Annotated in this window: 25 protein-coding genes and 1 pseudogene; all 26 read right to left on the reverse strand. The window is 43.5% G+C overall.

What is annotated here, in order from left to right; translation table 11 throughout:
• Nucleotides 1-9: 9 nt before the first annotated feature.
• Nucleotides 10-369 (reverse strand): 50S ribosomal protein L17, encoded by a 360-nt coding sequence (gene rplQ / locus HUS26_RS15305; protein WP_082235745.1) that lies wholly within the window; start codon nucleotides 367-369, stop codon nucleotides 10-12.
• Nucleotides 370-414: 45 nt separating this feature from the next.
• Nucleotides 415-1,359, reverse strand: coding sequence for a DNA-directed RNA polymerase subunit alpha (locus HUS26_RS15310; protein WP_173917936.1), 945 nt, complete (start codon nucleotides 1,357-1,359; stop codon nucleotides 415-417).
• 173 nt (nucleotides 1,360-1,532) lie between these two features.
• Entirely contained in the window at nucleotides 1,533-1,928 is a 396-nt protein-coding gene (gene rpsK, locus HUS26_RS15315; RefSeq protein ID WP_173917937.1) for a 30S ribosomal protein S11, read from the reverse strand.
• 25 nt (nucleotides 1,929-1,953) lie between these two features.
• A complete protein-coding gene (rpsM, locus tag HUS26_RS15320) occupies nucleotides 1,954-2,319 on the reverse strand; it encodes a 30S ribosomal protein S13 (protein ID WP_173917938.1) in 366 nt (121 codons plus the stop codon).
• Between the two features lie 24 nt (nucleotides 2,320-2,343).
• Entirely contained in the window at nucleotides 2,344-2,457 is a 114-nt protein-coding gene (gene rpmJ / locus HUS26_RS15325; protein WP_003156543.1) for a 50S ribosomal protein L36, read from the reverse strand.
• A 35-nt stretch (nucleotides 2,458-2,492) separates the two neighbouring features.
• Nucleotides 2,493-2,711 carry a translation initiation factor IF-1 gene (infA, locus tag HUS26_RS15330; protein ID WP_035543089.1) on the reverse strand — a complete coding sequence of 73 codons (219 nt, stop codon included), beginning with the start codon at nucleotides 2,709-2,711 and terminating at the stop codon, nucleotides 2,493-2,495.
• A complete protein-coding gene (locus HUS26_RS15335) occupies nucleotides 2,689-3,024 on the reverse strand; it encodes a KOW domain-containing RNA-binding protein (protein ID WP_173917939.1) in 336 nt (111 codons plus the stop codon). Before HUS26_RS15335 ends, infA begins: the two co-directional genes overlap by 23 nt.
• Nucleotides 3,025-3,040: 16 nt before the next feature.
• Nucleotides 3,041-3,787 carry a type I methionyl aminopeptidase gene (gene map / locus HUS26_RS15340; protein ID WP_173917940.1) on the reverse strand — a complete coding sequence of 249 codons (747 nt, stop codon included), beginning with the start codon at nucleotides 3,785-3,787 and terminating at the stop codon, nucleotides 3,041-3,043.
• Nucleotide 3,788: 1 nt separating this feature from the next.
• Complete coding sequence (locus HUS26_RS15345; RefSeq protein ID WP_173917941.1) at nucleotides 3,789-4,436, reverse strand: adenylate kinase; 648 nt, start codon at nucleotides 4,434-4,436, stop codon at nucleotides 3,789-3,791.
• 37 nt (nucleotides 4,437-4,473) lie between these two features.
• Nucleotides 4,474-5,766: a preprotein translocase subunit SecY gene (gene secY / locus HUS26_RS15350; protein ID WP_173917942.1), complete on the reverse strand. Its 1,293-nt coding sequence runs from the start codon at nucleotides 5,764-5,766 to the stop codon at nucleotides 4,474-4,476.
• Entirely contained in the window at nucleotides 5,766-6,206 is a 441-nt protein-coding gene (gene rplO / locus HUS26_RS15355) for a 50S ribosomal protein L15 (RefSeq protein WP_173917943.1), read from the reverse strand. Before rplO ends, secY begins: the two co-directional genes overlap by 1 nt.
• A 30-nt stretch (nucleotides 6,207-6,236) precedes the next feature.
• The gene (rpmD, locus tag HUS26_RS15360) at nucleotides 6,237-6,419 is read right to left on the reverse strand and encodes a 50S ribosomal protein L30 (protein ID WP_173917944.1); all 183 of its coding nucleotides are present in this window, start codon (nucleotides 6,417-6,419) and stop codon (nucleotides 6,237-6,239) included.
• Between the two features lie 18 nt (nucleotides 6,420-6,437).
• Nucleotides 6,438-6,938, reverse strand: coding sequence for a 30S ribosomal protein S5 (gene rpsE / locus HUS26_RS15365; RefSeq protein WP_173917945.1), 501 nt, complete (start codon nucleotides 6,936-6,938; stop codon nucleotides 6,438-6,440).
• Nucleotides 6,939-6,958: 20 nt separating this feature from the next.
• Nucleotides 6,959-7,321, reverse strand: coding sequence for a 50S ribosomal protein L18 (rplR, locus tag HUS26_RS15370; protein WP_173917946.1), 363 nt, complete (start codon nucleotides 7,319-7,321; stop codon nucleotides 6,959-6,961).
• A 34-nt stretch (nucleotides 7,322-7,355) separates the two neighbouring features.
• Nucleotides 7,356-7,892 (reverse strand): 50S ribosomal protein L6, encoded by a 537-nt coding sequence (gene rplF / locus HUS26_RS15375; RefSeq protein ID WP_173917947.1) that lies wholly within the window; start codon nucleotides 7,890-7,892, stop codon nucleotides 7,356-7,358.
• Nucleotides 7,893-7,923: 31 nt separating this feature from the next.
• Nucleotides 7,924-8,322, reverse strand: a complete 399-nt coding sequence (rpsH, locus tag HUS26_RS15380; RefSeq protein WP_173917948.1) for a 30S ribosomal protein S8 — start codon at nucleotides 8,320-8,322, stop codon at nucleotides 7,924-7,926.
• Between the two features lie 31 nt (nucleotides 8,323-8,353).
• A complete protein-coding gene (locus HUS26_RS15385) occupies nucleotides 8,354-8,539 on the reverse strand; it encodes a type Z 30S ribosomal protein S14 (RefSeq protein ID WP_082235759.1) in 186 nt (61 codons plus the stop codon).
• Between the two features lie 26 nt (nucleotides 8,540-8,565).
• Entirely contained in the window at nucleotides 8,566-9,105 is a 540-nt protein-coding gene (rplE, locus tag HUS26_RS15390) for a 50S ribosomal protein L5 (protein ID WP_173917949.1), read from the reverse strand.
• Nucleotides 9,106-9,131: 26 nt separating this feature from the next.
• A complete protein-coding gene (rplX, locus tag HUS26_RS15395) occupies nucleotides 9,132-9,443 on the reverse strand; it encodes a 50S ribosomal protein L24 (protein ID WP_101847015.1) in 312 nt (103 codons plus the stop codon).
• 36 nt (nucleotides 9,444-9,479) lie between these two features.
• Nucleotides 9,480-9,848, reverse strand: coding sequence for a 50S ribosomal protein L14 (rplN, locus tag HUS26_RS15400; protein WP_173917950.1), 369 nt, complete (start codon nucleotides 9,846-9,848; stop codon nucleotides 9,480-9,482).
• Nucleotides 9,849-9,889: 41 nt separating this feature from the next.
• Nucleotides 9,890-10,153: a 30S ribosomal protein S17 gene (gene rpsQ, locus HUS26_RS15405; protein WP_173917951.1), complete on the reverse strand. Its 264-nt coding sequence runs from the start codon at nucleotides 10,151-10,153 to the stop codon at nucleotides 9,890-9,892.
• Nucleotides 10,154-10,177: 24 nt separating this feature from the next.
• Nucleotides 10,178-10,378: a 50S ribosomal protein L29 gene (gene rpmC / locus HUS26_RS15410; protein WP_008636054.1), complete on the reverse strand. Its 201-nt coding sequence runs from the start codon at nucleotides 10,376-10,378 to the stop codon at nucleotides 10,178-10,180.
• Nucleotides 10,368-10,802, reverse strand: coding sequence for a 50S ribosomal protein L16 (gene rplP / locus HUS26_RS15415; RefSeq protein WP_173917952.1), 435 nt, complete (start codon nucleotides 10,800-10,802; stop codon nucleotides 10,368-10,370). The genes rpmC and rplP overlap by 11 nt, the downstream gene beginning before the upstream one ends.
• Nucleotides 10,796-11,462, reverse strand: a pseudogene (gene rpsC / locus HUS26_RS15420) (30S ribosomal protein S3). The gene rplP and the pseudogene rpsC overlap by 7 nt, the downstream one beginning before the upstream one ends.
• Before the next feature lie 3 nt (nucleotides 11,463-11,465).
• On the reverse strand, nucleotides 11,466-11,807 hold the full coding sequence (gene rplV / locus HUS26_RS15425) for a 50S ribosomal protein L22 (protein WP_082235767.1): 342 nt from the start codon (nucleotides 11,805-11,807) through the stop codon (nucleotides 11,466-11,468).
• Nucleotides 11,808-11,828: 21 nt separating this feature from the next.
• Entirely contained in the window at nucleotides 11,829-12,107 is a 279-nt protein-coding gene (gene rpsS / locus HUS26_RS15430; RefSeq protein WP_082235768.1) for a 30S ribosomal protein S19, read from the reverse strand.
• Nucleotides 12,108-12,127: the final 20 nt, after the last annotated feature.

Genomic DNA, 12,127 nt, shown 5'->3' on the forward strand with positions numbered 1-12,127 from the left:
ATGATGACATTAAACGAGTTCGATAATTGCCATCTTAGCTCCGTCACCTTTACGCTCGCCTAATTTAAGCACACGAGTGTAACCACCTTGGCGTTCTTCGTAGCGTGGTGCGATGTCAGAGAACAGCTTTTGAAGGGCTGTTTGATCTCCTTCTTCGTTCGCATCCGCTTTGTAAAGGAACGACTCAGCTTGACGACGAGCATGAAGATCGCCGCGCTTACCTAGTGTAATCATCTTTTCAACAACAGAGCGAAGTTCTTTAGCTTTAGCTTCAGTTGTTTCAATACGTTCGTGAATGATCAGGTCTGTCGCTAAGTTGCGAAGAAGCGCCATACGCTGATCAGTTGTACGTCCTAGTTTTCTAGCCATAGATTATCCCTCCCTTATAGGAATCTCTTAGATGTGATCTATCGATTAATCTTCTTTTCTTAAACCTAATCCAAGCTCATCCAGCTTGTGCTTCACTTCTTCAAGAGACTTACGGCCAAGGTTACGAACCTTCATCATGTCGTCTTCCGACTTATTCGCAAGTTCCTGAACTGTGTTAATTCCGGCACGTTTCAAGCAGTTATAAGAGCGAACAGACAAATCAAGCTCTTCGATCGTCATCTCAAGAACTTTTTCTTTTTGGTCCTCTTCTTTTTCAACCATGATTTCAGCTTTTTGAGCTTCATCAGTTAGGCCGACAAAGATGTTGAGGTGCTCCATATAGATTTTCGCTCCAAGTGAGATCGCTTCTTCCGGACGAATGCTTCCATCCGTCCATACATCTAACGTCAGTTTGTCGAAGTTAGAAGTTTGTCCGATACGAGTATTCTCCACTTGATACGTAACGCGGGATACAGGGGTGAAGATGGAATCTACAGGGATTACGCCAATTGGTAAATCATCGTGATTATTACCTTCAGCTGGGCGGTACCCACGGCCACGTTCAGCGGTAATACGCATACGCAAAGGCGTATTGCTATCTAAAGTAGCGATATGAAGATCTGGGTTCAGAACTTCTACATCACTATCATGCGTAATATCTGCTGCAGTTACCTTACCTTCTGTTTGTACATCAATCTCTAAAGTCTTCTCTTCATCGGAATAAATCTTCAAAGCTAGTTTCTTTAGGTTCAGTACGACAGTTGTTACATCTTCTACGACACCTTCAATGGTTGAGAACTCATGGAGTACTCCGTCAATTTGAACAGATGTAACAGCTGAGCCAGGTAATGAGGATAATAGAATACGACGTAAGGAGTTACCTAGTGTTGTACCATATCCACGCTCCAGCGGTTCAACGACAAATTTACCGAATGTGGAATCACTACTGATCTCAACCGGTTCAATTTTTGGCTTTTCAATTTCGATCATTTAAACAAAACCCTCCTTCAAAACGTCGAAACCCCGGTTAGACACCATGTCTAACCGAAATTCCTCAGGTAGGCAGTCGAATGAGACAACTACAATAAGACTGTCTATGGCGGTGCTATTTAAAAGCTATCATACCCCATTATAGACAGGGTTACAAATTCTATACAGAATTATTATACGCGACGACGTTTTGGTGGACGGCAACCGTTGTGTGGTACTGGAGTTACATCACGAATTGCAGTGATTTCAAGACCTGCGGCTTGCAGTGAACGAATCGCTGCTTCACGACCAGCGCCAGGGCCTTTAACAGTAACTTCTAGAGTTTTCATTCCGTTATCCATAGCGTCTTTCGCAGCGGCTTCAGCAGCCATTTGTGCAGCAAATGGAGTAGACTTACGGGAACCTTTGAAACCAAGAGCTCCAGCACTGCTCCAAGTGATTACGTTACCTTGTACGTCGGTGATCGATACGATCGTGTTGTTAAAAGTTGAGCGGATGTGTGCTACTCCAGTCTCAATATTCTTTTTCACGCGACGCTTACGACTACGAGTGTTTCCTTTACGTGCCATGTAGATATACCTCCTTTATTTCTTATTACTTACGTTTATTAGCTACCGTACGACGTGGACCTTTACGAGTACGAGAGTTGTTTTTAGTCTTTTGACCACGAACTGGAAGTCCGCGACGGTGACGGATGCCTCGGTATGAACCGATCTCAATCAAGCGCTTGATGTTAAGAGATTTTTCACGGCGAAGGTCACCTTCAACGTTGTACTGATCAACAGCTTTACGAATCTTACCTAATTCATCTTCAGTAAGATCGCGTACACGAGTATCTTCAGAAACGCCAGCTTCAGCTAGAATGTCACTAGCCAGTGAAGTACCAATACCATAGATATAAGTTAAAGATATTACGACTCGTTTGTCACGAGGAATATCAACACCTGCTATACGTGCCATAGACTACGTGCACCTCCTTTTTAATTAACCTTGTTTTTGTTTGTGTTTCGGGTTTTCACAGATAACCATTACTTTACCTTTACGTCGGATAACTTTGCATTTCTCGCAAATTGGTTTTACAGAAGGTCTTACCTTCATCATCCATACCTCCTTTTATAACGGAGCTCTGTTATTTATTTATAACGGTACGTAATACGTCCTTTTGTCAGATCATACGGGGAAAGTTCTACCGTTACTTTGTCTCCAGGTAAAATACGAATGAAGTGCATGCGGATTTTACCGGATACGTGCGCAAGAACGGTGTGTCCGTTCTCAAGCTCCACCTTGAATTGTGCGTTCGGCAGAGTCTCAACAATAGTTCCTTCCACCTCAATTACATCGTCTTTCGCCATCGAGTTGATCTCCCTTCTCTAAATCAGTCACTTCTTCATTGACATATTTTGATACGGCAAATCGAAGCTTGCCATTTGTGACGCGACCTGTTTCCAGAAGGCTGTTTTGGACTTCAGGAGAAACGAAATCCAAAAGCTCTACGTGCTGCAGATTCTTTTTCTTTGGTCGATCATACTTTCGTTTCTCACCGTCAGCAAGCAGTAAAAACCGTTCATCGAGAATATCAATGATCACAGCATACTGGCCTGCTTCCCGTCCTTGAACAATATGAACAACTTGACCTATTTGCGGACTCGACTCAGATTCCTTCAAACACGATCACCTTCACTTAGGTTGTAGTTAATACTTCATAACCTTCTTCCGTAATCGCAATGGTGTGTTCGAAATGCGCACATTTCTTACCATCTTGTGTCACTACCGTCCAATGGTCACCCAGTGTCTTTACATAGCGTGAACCTGCGTTAACCATTGGCTCTACAGCCAGCACCATCCCCGGCTTTAAGCGTGGGCCTTTATTTGGCGGTCCGTAGTGAGGGATTTGAGGATCTTCGTGAAGATCCTGCCCCACTCCGTGGCCTACGTACTCTCGTACGATAGAAAAGCCTTCTGCTTCCACACAGCTTTGAATGGCGTGGGATATATTTGAAAGGCGCACATTCGGCTTTGCTTCATCGAGCCCTTTGAATAACGATTCTTCAGTAACTCTCAGCAATTCCGCCGTGCTTTCATCTACGGTGCCGACTGGATAGGTCCAAGCCGAGTCACCATGATAGCCTTGGTATTTCGCACCAATATCGATACTAATGATATCTCCATCCTTGAGCACCCGGTCTCCCGGAATGCCGTGAACGAGCTCTTCATTGACCGATGCGCAAATACTGCCACGGAATCCATTATAACCTTTAAAAGAAGGGATTGCATCCATGCTGCGTATGAACTGGTCAGCTATTTTATCCAGCTCTCCAGTAGTTATACCAGGTTGGATGTTTTTCTTCAATTCTTGGTGCGTTAAGGCGACTATTCGGCCGGCTTCCCGCATAATTTCCAATTCCCGTGGTGTTTTGCAAATGATCATCTTACAAGCCTCCGAGCTTTTTGTCGATATCTTCAAATACTAGATCGATATTTCGATCACCATCAAAAGTGACTAAATACCCTTTTTCCTGATAGAAGTCGAGTAATGGCTGAGCCTGTTCCACGTTTACTTCTAAACGTTTTTTCACGGTTTCCGGCTGGTCATCCTCGCGCTGGATAAGTTCAGATCCATCATGGTCACATTTGCCTTCCTCTTTCGGAGGATTGAATACTACATGGTACGTAGCACCGCATGTCGGGCAGACTCTTCGGCCTGTTAAGCGTTCAACAAGCTTGTCTTTTGGGACATCAATGTGGAGCACATAATCAACTGACTCTTCCATATCACTTAACAGATTTTCAAGGGCTTCCGCCTGGGCAATCGTTCTAGGAAAGCCGTCTAACAAGAAGCCTTTTTCACAATCTGGTTTGCTTAAACGTTCGCGGACAATGCCGATCGTTACTTCATCTGGAACTAGTTCACCTTTGTCCATGAAGGACTTCGCTTCTTTACCCAGCGGCGTTTCTTCTTTGATAGCTAATCGGAACATATCTCCAGTTGAGATATGAGGGATGTTATATTTTTCGACTATCTTCTCTGCCTGGGTGCCTTTACCAGCACCAGGAAGACCCATCAGAATTAAATTCAACGTGTTCCCTCCACTCTCTATTCATTAGCTTCATTATTTATTTAATAAACCCTTTGTAGTGGCGTTTCACCAGCTGACTTTCTAGCTGCTTCATCATTTCAAGGGCAACACCTACGACGATGAGCAGTCCTGTTCCTCCAATTTGTACGCTTGGCGGCAGATTAGCCAGTGAACCAAGAATAATAGGAAGGATAGAGACAGCTGCCAGGAAGATCGACCCTACGAACGTCAGGCGATACATCACTCGTGTTAAATACGTTTCCGTGTTTGCACCAGGACGAATCCCCGGGATATACCCGCCTTGCTTTTTCAGATTCTCTGCCATTTGTTCCGGGTTCACCTGAACAAATGTATAGAAGTAAGTGAAAGCAATGATTAACGCTACATAGATAATCATTCCAGGCCAGTTCTGGTAATCAAATATATACTGAATCATTGAGGCCACTTCATTGCCTTCGAAGAAACCCGCAACGGTTCTCGGCGCAATAATGAAGGAGATGGCAAAGATTACTGGAATTACCCCGGCCGCATTAACCTTAATCGGCAAGTGCGTGGAATGTCCACCCACCGGCGAACGGTTAACAAGTTTCTTTGCATATTGAATCGGAATTTTACGTAAAGCTTGTTGTATAAAGATAACTCCTACTACAACAGCTACGATAACTAAAGCAATGATTGCAATAATCACTAAGTTTAGAAACAATTCATCGCCTGCGCCAGCAATGTACTGGTCATATAATTGATTGATTCCTGTCGGGATCGCAGCAACGATACCGGCAAAAATCAGAATGGAAATACCATTTCCAACGCCGTGAGACGTGATTTGCTCACCAAGCCACATTAGGAAAGCCGTTCCGCCTGTCAGCACGAGAGCAATGATTGCAAATTTTAATGGCCCAGGCTCAGCGATCAGCTGACCGCCGGCTAAAGCATTAAAACCAATTGACATTCCAATCGCCTGAATGAAGGCAAGAACAATAGTTCCGTAGCGGGTAAACTGAGCTAATTTTCGACGGCCCACTTCACCTTGCTTTTTCCATTCCGCAAATTTAGGAACAACATCCATCTGTAACAACTGCATAATAATGGAGGCTGTGATGTAAGGCATAATCCCCATGGCAAAGATGGAGAAGTTCTGCAATGCACCGCCTCCAAAAGTATTCAAGAAGCCGAACGCATTTTGTTCATCCATGAAGTCAATGGCATCTTGATCAGTAAAAGGTACAGGGATGAATGTACCTAAGCGAAACACAACGAGCATTAATAAGGTGAAGACAATTTTCCGCCGAATATCACCCACGCGCATAAAATTGGAGATTGTCCGGAACATTAAATCACCTCAGTTTGACCGCCCGCTGCTTCAATCGCTTCTTTAGCTGAAGCAGAGAACTTATGAGCTTTCACTGTAAGTTTCTTTTCAACAGAACCTTTACCTAGAACCTTAATGCCTGCTTTTTGTTTGCTGACAATACCAGATTCAAGTAGAAGCTCAGGAGTAACCTCAGTGCCCTCGTCAAAACGGTTAAGAGCATCAAGATTTACAATAGCGAATTCTTTACGGTGAATGTTCGTGAATCCACGTTTCGGTAAACGTTGGAAAAGTGGCATTTGACCACCCTCGAAACCTGGACGTGTTTTGCTTCCAGAGCGTTGTCCTTGACCTTTGTGGCCACGGCCTGAAGTCTTACCGTTACCAGAAGCCATTCCACGACCTACACGGTTACGCTTTTTGTTGGATCCAGATACTGGTTTAAGTTCATGCAGTTTCATGCGAGCACCTCCTTATTTAGTGTTCTTTACTTATACTTCTTTAACGGATACAAGGTGAGATACCTTTTTAGCCATACCTCGGATCGCCGGGTTATCTTCTAGGACGACAGATTGACGGATCTTGCTTAGACCAAGTGCTTTAACTGTCGCACGCTGATCTTGTGGTCTGCCAATAACACTGCGCGTGAGGGTAACTTCTAACTTTTTAGCCATTTCATTTCCCTCCTTATCCTACAGTTCTTCTACGGACTTCCCACGAAGGCGGGCAACATCTTCTGCACGCTTAAGCTCGCTAAGTCCTGTTAGTGTCGCACGCACCATGTTAATTGGTGTGTTAGAACCAAGTGACTTAGAAAGAATGTCTTGAACACCTGATAGCTCAAGGACAGCACGTACAGGACCACCTGCGATAATTCCAGTACCTTCCGCAGCAGGCTTCATTAGAATGCTGCCAGCACCGAATTGTCCTGTAACTTCGTGAGGAATCGTCGTATCTTTAATTGGTACAGTAATCAAATTCTTCTTCGCATCATCAATAGCCTTTTTAATAGCATCAGGTACCTCTTGTGCTTTACCTGTACCGAAACCAACATGGCCATTTTTATCACCGACAACAACCAACGCAGCAAAACGGAAACGACGTCCACCTTTTACTACTTTTGCAACACGGTTGATCGTAACTACGCGTTCTTCAAGATCTAGTTTACTAGGGTCAATGTTTGTTGTTAGCATGTATGTCCCTCCTTTAACGATTAAAATTCTAGTCCGGCTTCACGAGCCGCATCTGCTAGTGCTTTTACACGTCCATGATACAAGTAACCTCCACGGTCGAACACAACAACTTGATAGCCGTTGTCTTTCGCACGCTTAGCTACTAGTTCACCAACCTGCTTAGCTGCTTCAACATTACCTGTGTTATCAAGGTTTAACTCTTTGTCAGCTGTAGACGCGCTGGCAACAGTTACTTGATTCTCATCATTAATTAGTTGTGCATAAATGTGTTTGTTCGAACGGTATACGTTTAAACGCGGGCGCTCCGCAGTACCGACAACGTTAGAACGAACACGTGCATGACGCTTCTTACGCACGGCGTTTTTATCAGCCTTTGTGATCATTAGGGTCACTCCTTTCTTTTCCTACCTATGAACCTTATTTAGCTGTCTTACCTTCTTTTCTGCGTACATGTTCGTTTTCATAACGAATCCCTTTGCCTTTGTAAGGCTCTGGAGGACGAATCGCACGAATCTTAGCAGCAACAGCACCTACAAGTTCTTTATCGATACCTTTAACAGTTAACTTCGTATTAGAAGGAACTTCGATTTCGATTCCTTCGCGCTTCTCAACCTCAACCGGGTGAGAGTAACCTGCGTTGATTACTACAGTATCACCTTGCTTGTTCGCACGGTAACCTACACCAATGATTTCAAGTTTTTTCTCGTATCCTTTAGATACACCCTCAACCATGTTGCCGATCAGGCTGCGAGTAGTACCGTGAAGAGCACGATGTTCTTTTTTATCGCTTGGGCGAGAAACAGTAAGAACGTTATCTTCAACCTTCACTGTAATATCCTCATGGAACGTACGAGTTAATTCACCTTTAGGGCCTTTAACTGTGATTGTATGATTATCCTGAATGATTTCTACACCTTCAGGGATTTCTAATGATTTTAATCCTACACGAGACATTCTTTTGCACCTCCTGTCTTATCTGATTCGATTACCAAACGTAAGCTAGAACTTCGCCGCCGATGGCTTGTTCACGAGCTTCTTTATCTGTTAATACACCTTTTGAAGTAGAAACAACGGCTACGCCTAGGCCATTAAGAACTTTCGGAAGTTCTTCTGCTTTGGCATAAACACGCAATCCTGGTTTACTGATACGTTTAACACCAGTAATTACACGCTCATCGTTTTGACCGTATTTAAGGAAAATGCGAAGTACACCTTGCTTGCTGTCTTCAACAAACTCATAATCACGAACAAAACCTTCGCGCTTAAGAATGTCAGCAATTTCTTTTTTCACTTTGGAAGCTGGAAGTTCAAGCTTCTCGTGACGAACCATATTCGCATTGCGAATACGTGTAAGCATATCTGCAATTGGATCTGTCATAGTCATAACTCAAATACCTCCTTCCCTATCTAGGGTTTTACCAGCTGGCTTTTTTGACACCAGGGATTTGTCCTTTATATGCAAGTTCACGGAAACAAATACGGCAAAGTTTAAATTTGCGTAGTACGGAATGAGGACGTCCGCAACGTTCACAGCGTGTATATTCGCGTACTTTGAACTTTTGTTTGCGCTGTTGCTTCGCGACCATTGATTTTTTAGCCACTATTTTCCCTCCTTATGGTTAGCTCATTACTTCTGAAACGGCATACCGAATTGAGCTAATAGTTCACGTGATTCTTCGTCAGTGTCAGCAGTAGTGACGATAACGATGTCCATGCCACGCACTTTATCTACTTTGTCATAATTAATTTCTGGGAAAATCAACTGTTCTTTAACACCTAACGTGTAATTTCCACGACCATCAAAAGCTTTTTTCGAGATTCCACGGAAGTCACGAACACGTGGAAGTGAAACAGCAATCAGTTTTTGGAAGAATTCATACATTCTTTCCCCACGAAGTGTTACCTTCGCACCGATTGGCATTCCTTCACGCAGACGGAAACCTGCAATTGATTTTTTGGCTTTAGTGATCATTGGCTTCTGACCAGAGATCAAAGATAGTTCTTCCACAGCTGAATCTAATGCTTTCGCATTTTGTACAGCATCACCTACACCCATGTTAATTACGATCTTTTCAACTTTAGGTGCTTGCATCACTGAGTCATAGTTAAACTTGCTCATTAGTGATGGCACAATTTCTTCCTGATATTTTCTTTTAAGTTCGTTCATCATGTGGCCCTCCTTTCACAACTGGATTATTTATCTAATGCTTCACCAGATTTTTTCGCGATACGAACTTTCTTACCGTCTTCAACTTTATAACCTACACGAGTAGGTTCGCCGGATTTAGGGTCAATCGGCATAACGTTTGAGACGTGAATCGGAGCTTCCTGAGTAAGAATCCCACCTTGTGGGTTATCTTGTGAAGGCTTCGCGTGTTTCTTTACTTCGTTAATTCCTTCTACAAGGACACGGTCTTTCTTTGGGTAAGCTTCAAGGATCGTTCCCTGCTTCCCTTTGTCCTTGCCGGAAATAACCATCACTTTGTCACCTTTTTTCACGTGCATGCTTCGCGCACCTCCTTAACAAGGCATTTCAAGTTTTTATAATACTTCTGGAGCTAATGATACGATCTTCATGAATTTAGCATCACGAAGTTCACGAGCAACTGGTCCAAAGATACGAGTACCACGTGGACCTTTATCTTCACGTACAATTACGGCTGCGTTTTCGTCAAAACGGATATAAGAACCGTCTTTACGACGCATGCCGCTCTTAGAACGTACAATTACGGCTTGAACAACTTCACCTTTTTTAACAACGCCCCCTGGTGTTGCTTGTTTCACAGTAGCAGTGATAATATCACCAATGTTAGCAGTCTTGCGACCAGATCCACCCAATACTTTAATAGTTTGGATTTCACGTGCACCAGAGTTGTCGGCTACTTTCAAACGAGTCTCCTGTTGAATCATACACTGTAACCTCCCTTCGGAATCTCTCCGAGCGAACTATATTAGATAATAACAGACTCTTCTACAACTTCAATTAGGCGGAAACGCTTCGTTGCGGATAGTGGACGAGTTTCCATAATACGAACGATATCTCCGTTTTTAGCCTGATTGTTTTCGTCGTGAGTCTTGAATTTTTTAGAATACTTTACGCGTTTGCCATAAAGTTTGTGGAACTTATAAGTTTCTACTAAAACAGTAATTGTCTTATCCATTTTGTCAGACACTACACGGCCAGTGTAAACTTTACGATTGTTACGTTCACTCATGTGAGGGTGACCTCCTCTCAACTATTAGTTATTTACGCCTAGTTCACGTTCGCGAGCAACAGTTTTCATCCGAGCGATAGACTTGCGAACTTCGCGAATGCGAGCAGTGTTCTCAAGTTGACCTGTTGCTAGCTGGAAACGTAGGTTGAAAAGTTCTTCTTTAAGAGACTTAACTTTTTGTTCAATTTCGGCAGTGGTTAATTCACGGATTTCATTAGCCTTCATTGATTTCACCACCAATTTCTTCACGTTTTACAAATTTAGTTTTAATAGGCAGTTTGTGAGAAGCAAGACGCAGCGCTTCGCGTGCAACTTCTTCAGAAACACCTGCAATTTCAAACAAAATTTTCCCTGGTTTCACAACAGCTACGAAACCTTCTGGAGCACCTTTACCGGAACCCATACGTACTTCTAGGGGTTTAGCAGTATAAGGCTTGTCTGGGAAGATTTTAATCCATACTTTACCGCCACGCTTCATGTAACGAGTCATTGCGATACGCGCTGCCTCGATTTGGCGGGCTGTGATCCATGCAGGATCGATTGCTTGAAGACCATATTCACCGAAAGCTACTGTAGTGCCGCCTTTTGCACGACCCTTTAAGCTTGCACGGTGTTGACGACGATATTTCACACGTTTAGGCATTAACATAATGCTTTTCCCCCTTCCTTATTTCTGGTTTTTCGTTGGAAGGACTTCTCCACGATAGATCCACACTTTAACACCAAGCTTACCGTAAGTTGTGTCAGCTTCTGCAGTACCATAGTCGATGTCTGCACGAAGTGTGTGAAGTGGTACAGTTCCTTCGCTGTAATATTCAGCACGAGCGATATCCGCACCGCCCAGGCGTCCAGATACTTGTGTACGAATACCTTTCGCTCCTGCACGCATTGCGCGTTGGATCGTTTGTTTTTGTGCACGACGGAAAGATACACGGTTTTCCAATTGACGTGCGATGTTATCAGCTACAAGAGCAGCATTTAAGTCTGGCTTTTTAACCTCAACGATGTTGATGTGTACACGTTTGCCAGTTAGTTCATTTAGAGATTTACGAAGTGCTTCGACTTCAGAACCGCCTTTACCGATAACCATTCCTGGTTTACCAGTGTGAATAGTGATATTTACACGGTTAGCTGCACGTTCGATTTCGATGGAAGAAACGGCAGCATCTTTAAGACGTTTTTCAGTATATTCACGAATTTTAATATCTTCATGCAATAAGTCAGCATAGTCTTTGCCAGCGTACCACTTGGACTCCCAGTCACGGATAACGCCAATACGAAGACCTACCGGATTAACTTTTTGACCCACTGATTATCCCTCCTTCTTTTCTGATACCACTACTGTAATGTGGCTTGTGCGTTTGTTGATTTGGCTTGCACGTCCCATCGCACGAGGGCGGAAACGTTTAAGAGTTACGCCTTCATTTACATAAGCTTCGGAAACATATAAGTTGTCCGTGTCCATTTCATAATTGTGTTCAGCATTAGCAATCGCAGATTTTAGCACTTTCTCGATGATAGGAGAAGCGCCGCGCTGTGTTAAGCGCAATGTTGCGATCGCGTCACCAACGTTTTTTCCTCGGATTAAATCGATAACTAGACGAGCTTTACGAGGAGCAATACGAACGGTTTTAGCAACTGCTTTAGCTTGCATTAGAGTAGCCTCCTCTCTTCATTAGCGTTTTGTTTTCTTGTCGTCGCCAGAGTGTCCCTTGAACGTACGGGATGGCGCGAATTCACCAAGTTTATGACCTACCATATCTTCTGTCACGTATACTGGTACGTGTTTGCGTCCATCATAAACTGCGATTGTGTGTCCAACAAAGTTTGGGAAGATTGTAGAACGACGAGACCAAGTTTTGATCACCTGGTTTTTACTGTCTTCGTTCAACTTCTCTACCTTTTTCATTAAATGGTCATCTACAAAAGGTCCTTTTTTCAGGCTGCGGCCCATGAATAAACCTCCCTTCGTGA

This window comes from Halobacillus sp. Marseille-Q1614, assembly GCF_902809865.1.
Classification (GTDB): domain Bacteria; phylum Bacillota; class Bacilli; order Bacillales; family Halobacillaceae; genus Halobacillus_A.

Bases quoted from the DNA above. Each gene is read 5' to 3' on its own strand.
- rplO (WP_173917943.1), bottom strand. From the start codon at position 6,206: ATGAAACTGCATGAACTTAAACCAGTATCTGGATCCAACAAAAAGCGT.
- HUS26_RS15310 (WP_173917936.1), bottom strand. From the start codon at position 1,359: ATGATCGAAATTGAAAAGCCAAAAATTGAACCGGTTGAGATCAGTAGT.
- rpsS (WP_082235768.1), bottom strand. From the start codon at position 12,107: ATGGGCCGCAGCCTGAAAAAAGGACCTTTTGTAGATGACCATTTAATG.
- rplP (WP_173917952.1), bottom strand. From the start codon at position 10,802: ATGTTAATGCCTAAACGTGTGAAATATCGTCGTCAACACCGTGCAAGC.
- rpsE (WP_173917945.1), bottom strand. From the start codon at position 6,938: ATGCTAACAACAAACATTGACCCTAGTAAACTAGATCTTGAAGAACGC.
- map (WP_173917940.1), bottom strand. From the start codon at position 3,787: ATGATCATTTGCAAAACACCACGGGAATTGGAAATTATGCGGGAAGCC.
- rplE (WP_173917949.1), bottom strand. From the start codon at position 9,105: ATGAACGAACTTAAAAGAAAATATCAGGAAGAAATTGTGCCATCACTA.
- rpmC (WP_008636054.1), bottom strand. From the start codon at position 10,378: ATGAAGGCTAATGAAATCCGTGAATTAACCACTGCCGAAATTGAACAA.
- rplQ (WP_082235745.1), bottom strand. From the start codon at position 369: ATGGCTAGAAAACTAGGACGTACAACTGATCAGCGTATGGCGCTTCTT.
- rpsQ (WP_173917951.1), bottom strand. From the start codon at position 10,153: ATGAGTGAACGTAACAATCGTAAAGTTTACACTGGCCGTGTAGTGTCT.
- rplV (WP_082235767.1), bottom strand. From the start codon at position 11,807: ATGCAAGCTAAAGCAGTTGCTAAAACCGTTCGTATTGCTCCTCGTAAA.
- rplN (WP_173917950.1), bottom strand. From the start codon at position 9,848: ATGATTCAACAGGAGACTCGTTTGAAAGTAGCCGACAACTCTGGTGCA.
- rplX (WP_101847015.1), bottom strand. From the start codon at position 9,443: ATGCACGTGAAAAAAGGTGACAAAGTGATGGTTATTTCCGGCAAGGAC.
- rpsH (WP_173917948.1), bottom strand. From the start codon at position 8,322: ATGACTATGACAGATCCAATTGCAGATATGCTTACACGTATTCGCAAT.
- rplR (WP_173917946.1), bottom strand. From the start codon at position 7,321: ATGATCACAAAGGCTGATAAAAACGCCGTGCGTAAGAAGCGTCATGCA.
- rpmD (WP_173917944.1), bottom strand. From the start codon at position 6,419: ATGGCTAAAAAGTTAGAAGTTACCCTCACGCGCAGTGTTATTGGCAGA.
- rpsM (WP_173917938.1), bottom strand. From the start codon at position 2,319: ATGGCACGTATAGCAGGTGTTGATATTCCTCGTGACAAACGAGTCGTA.
- secY (WP_173917942.1), bottom strand. From the start codon at position 5,766: ATGTTCCGGACAATCTCCAATTTTATGCGCGTGGGTGATATTCGGCGG.
- rpsK (WP_173917937.1), bottom strand. From the start codon at position 1,928: ATGGCACGTAAAGGAAACACTCGTAGTCGTAAGCGTCGCGTGAAAAAG.
- rpmJ (WP_003156543.1), bottom strand. From the start codon at position 2,457: ATGAAGGTAAGACCTTCTGTAAAACCAATTTGCGAGAAATGCAAAGTT.
- infA (WP_035543089.1), bottom strand. From the start codon at position 2,711: ATGGCGAAAGACGATGTAATTGAGGTGGAAGGAACTATTGTTGAGACT.
- rplF (WP_173917947.1), bottom strand. From the start codon at position 7,892: ATGTCTCGTGTAGGATTAAAATCATTAGAAATCCCTGAAGGTGTAGAA.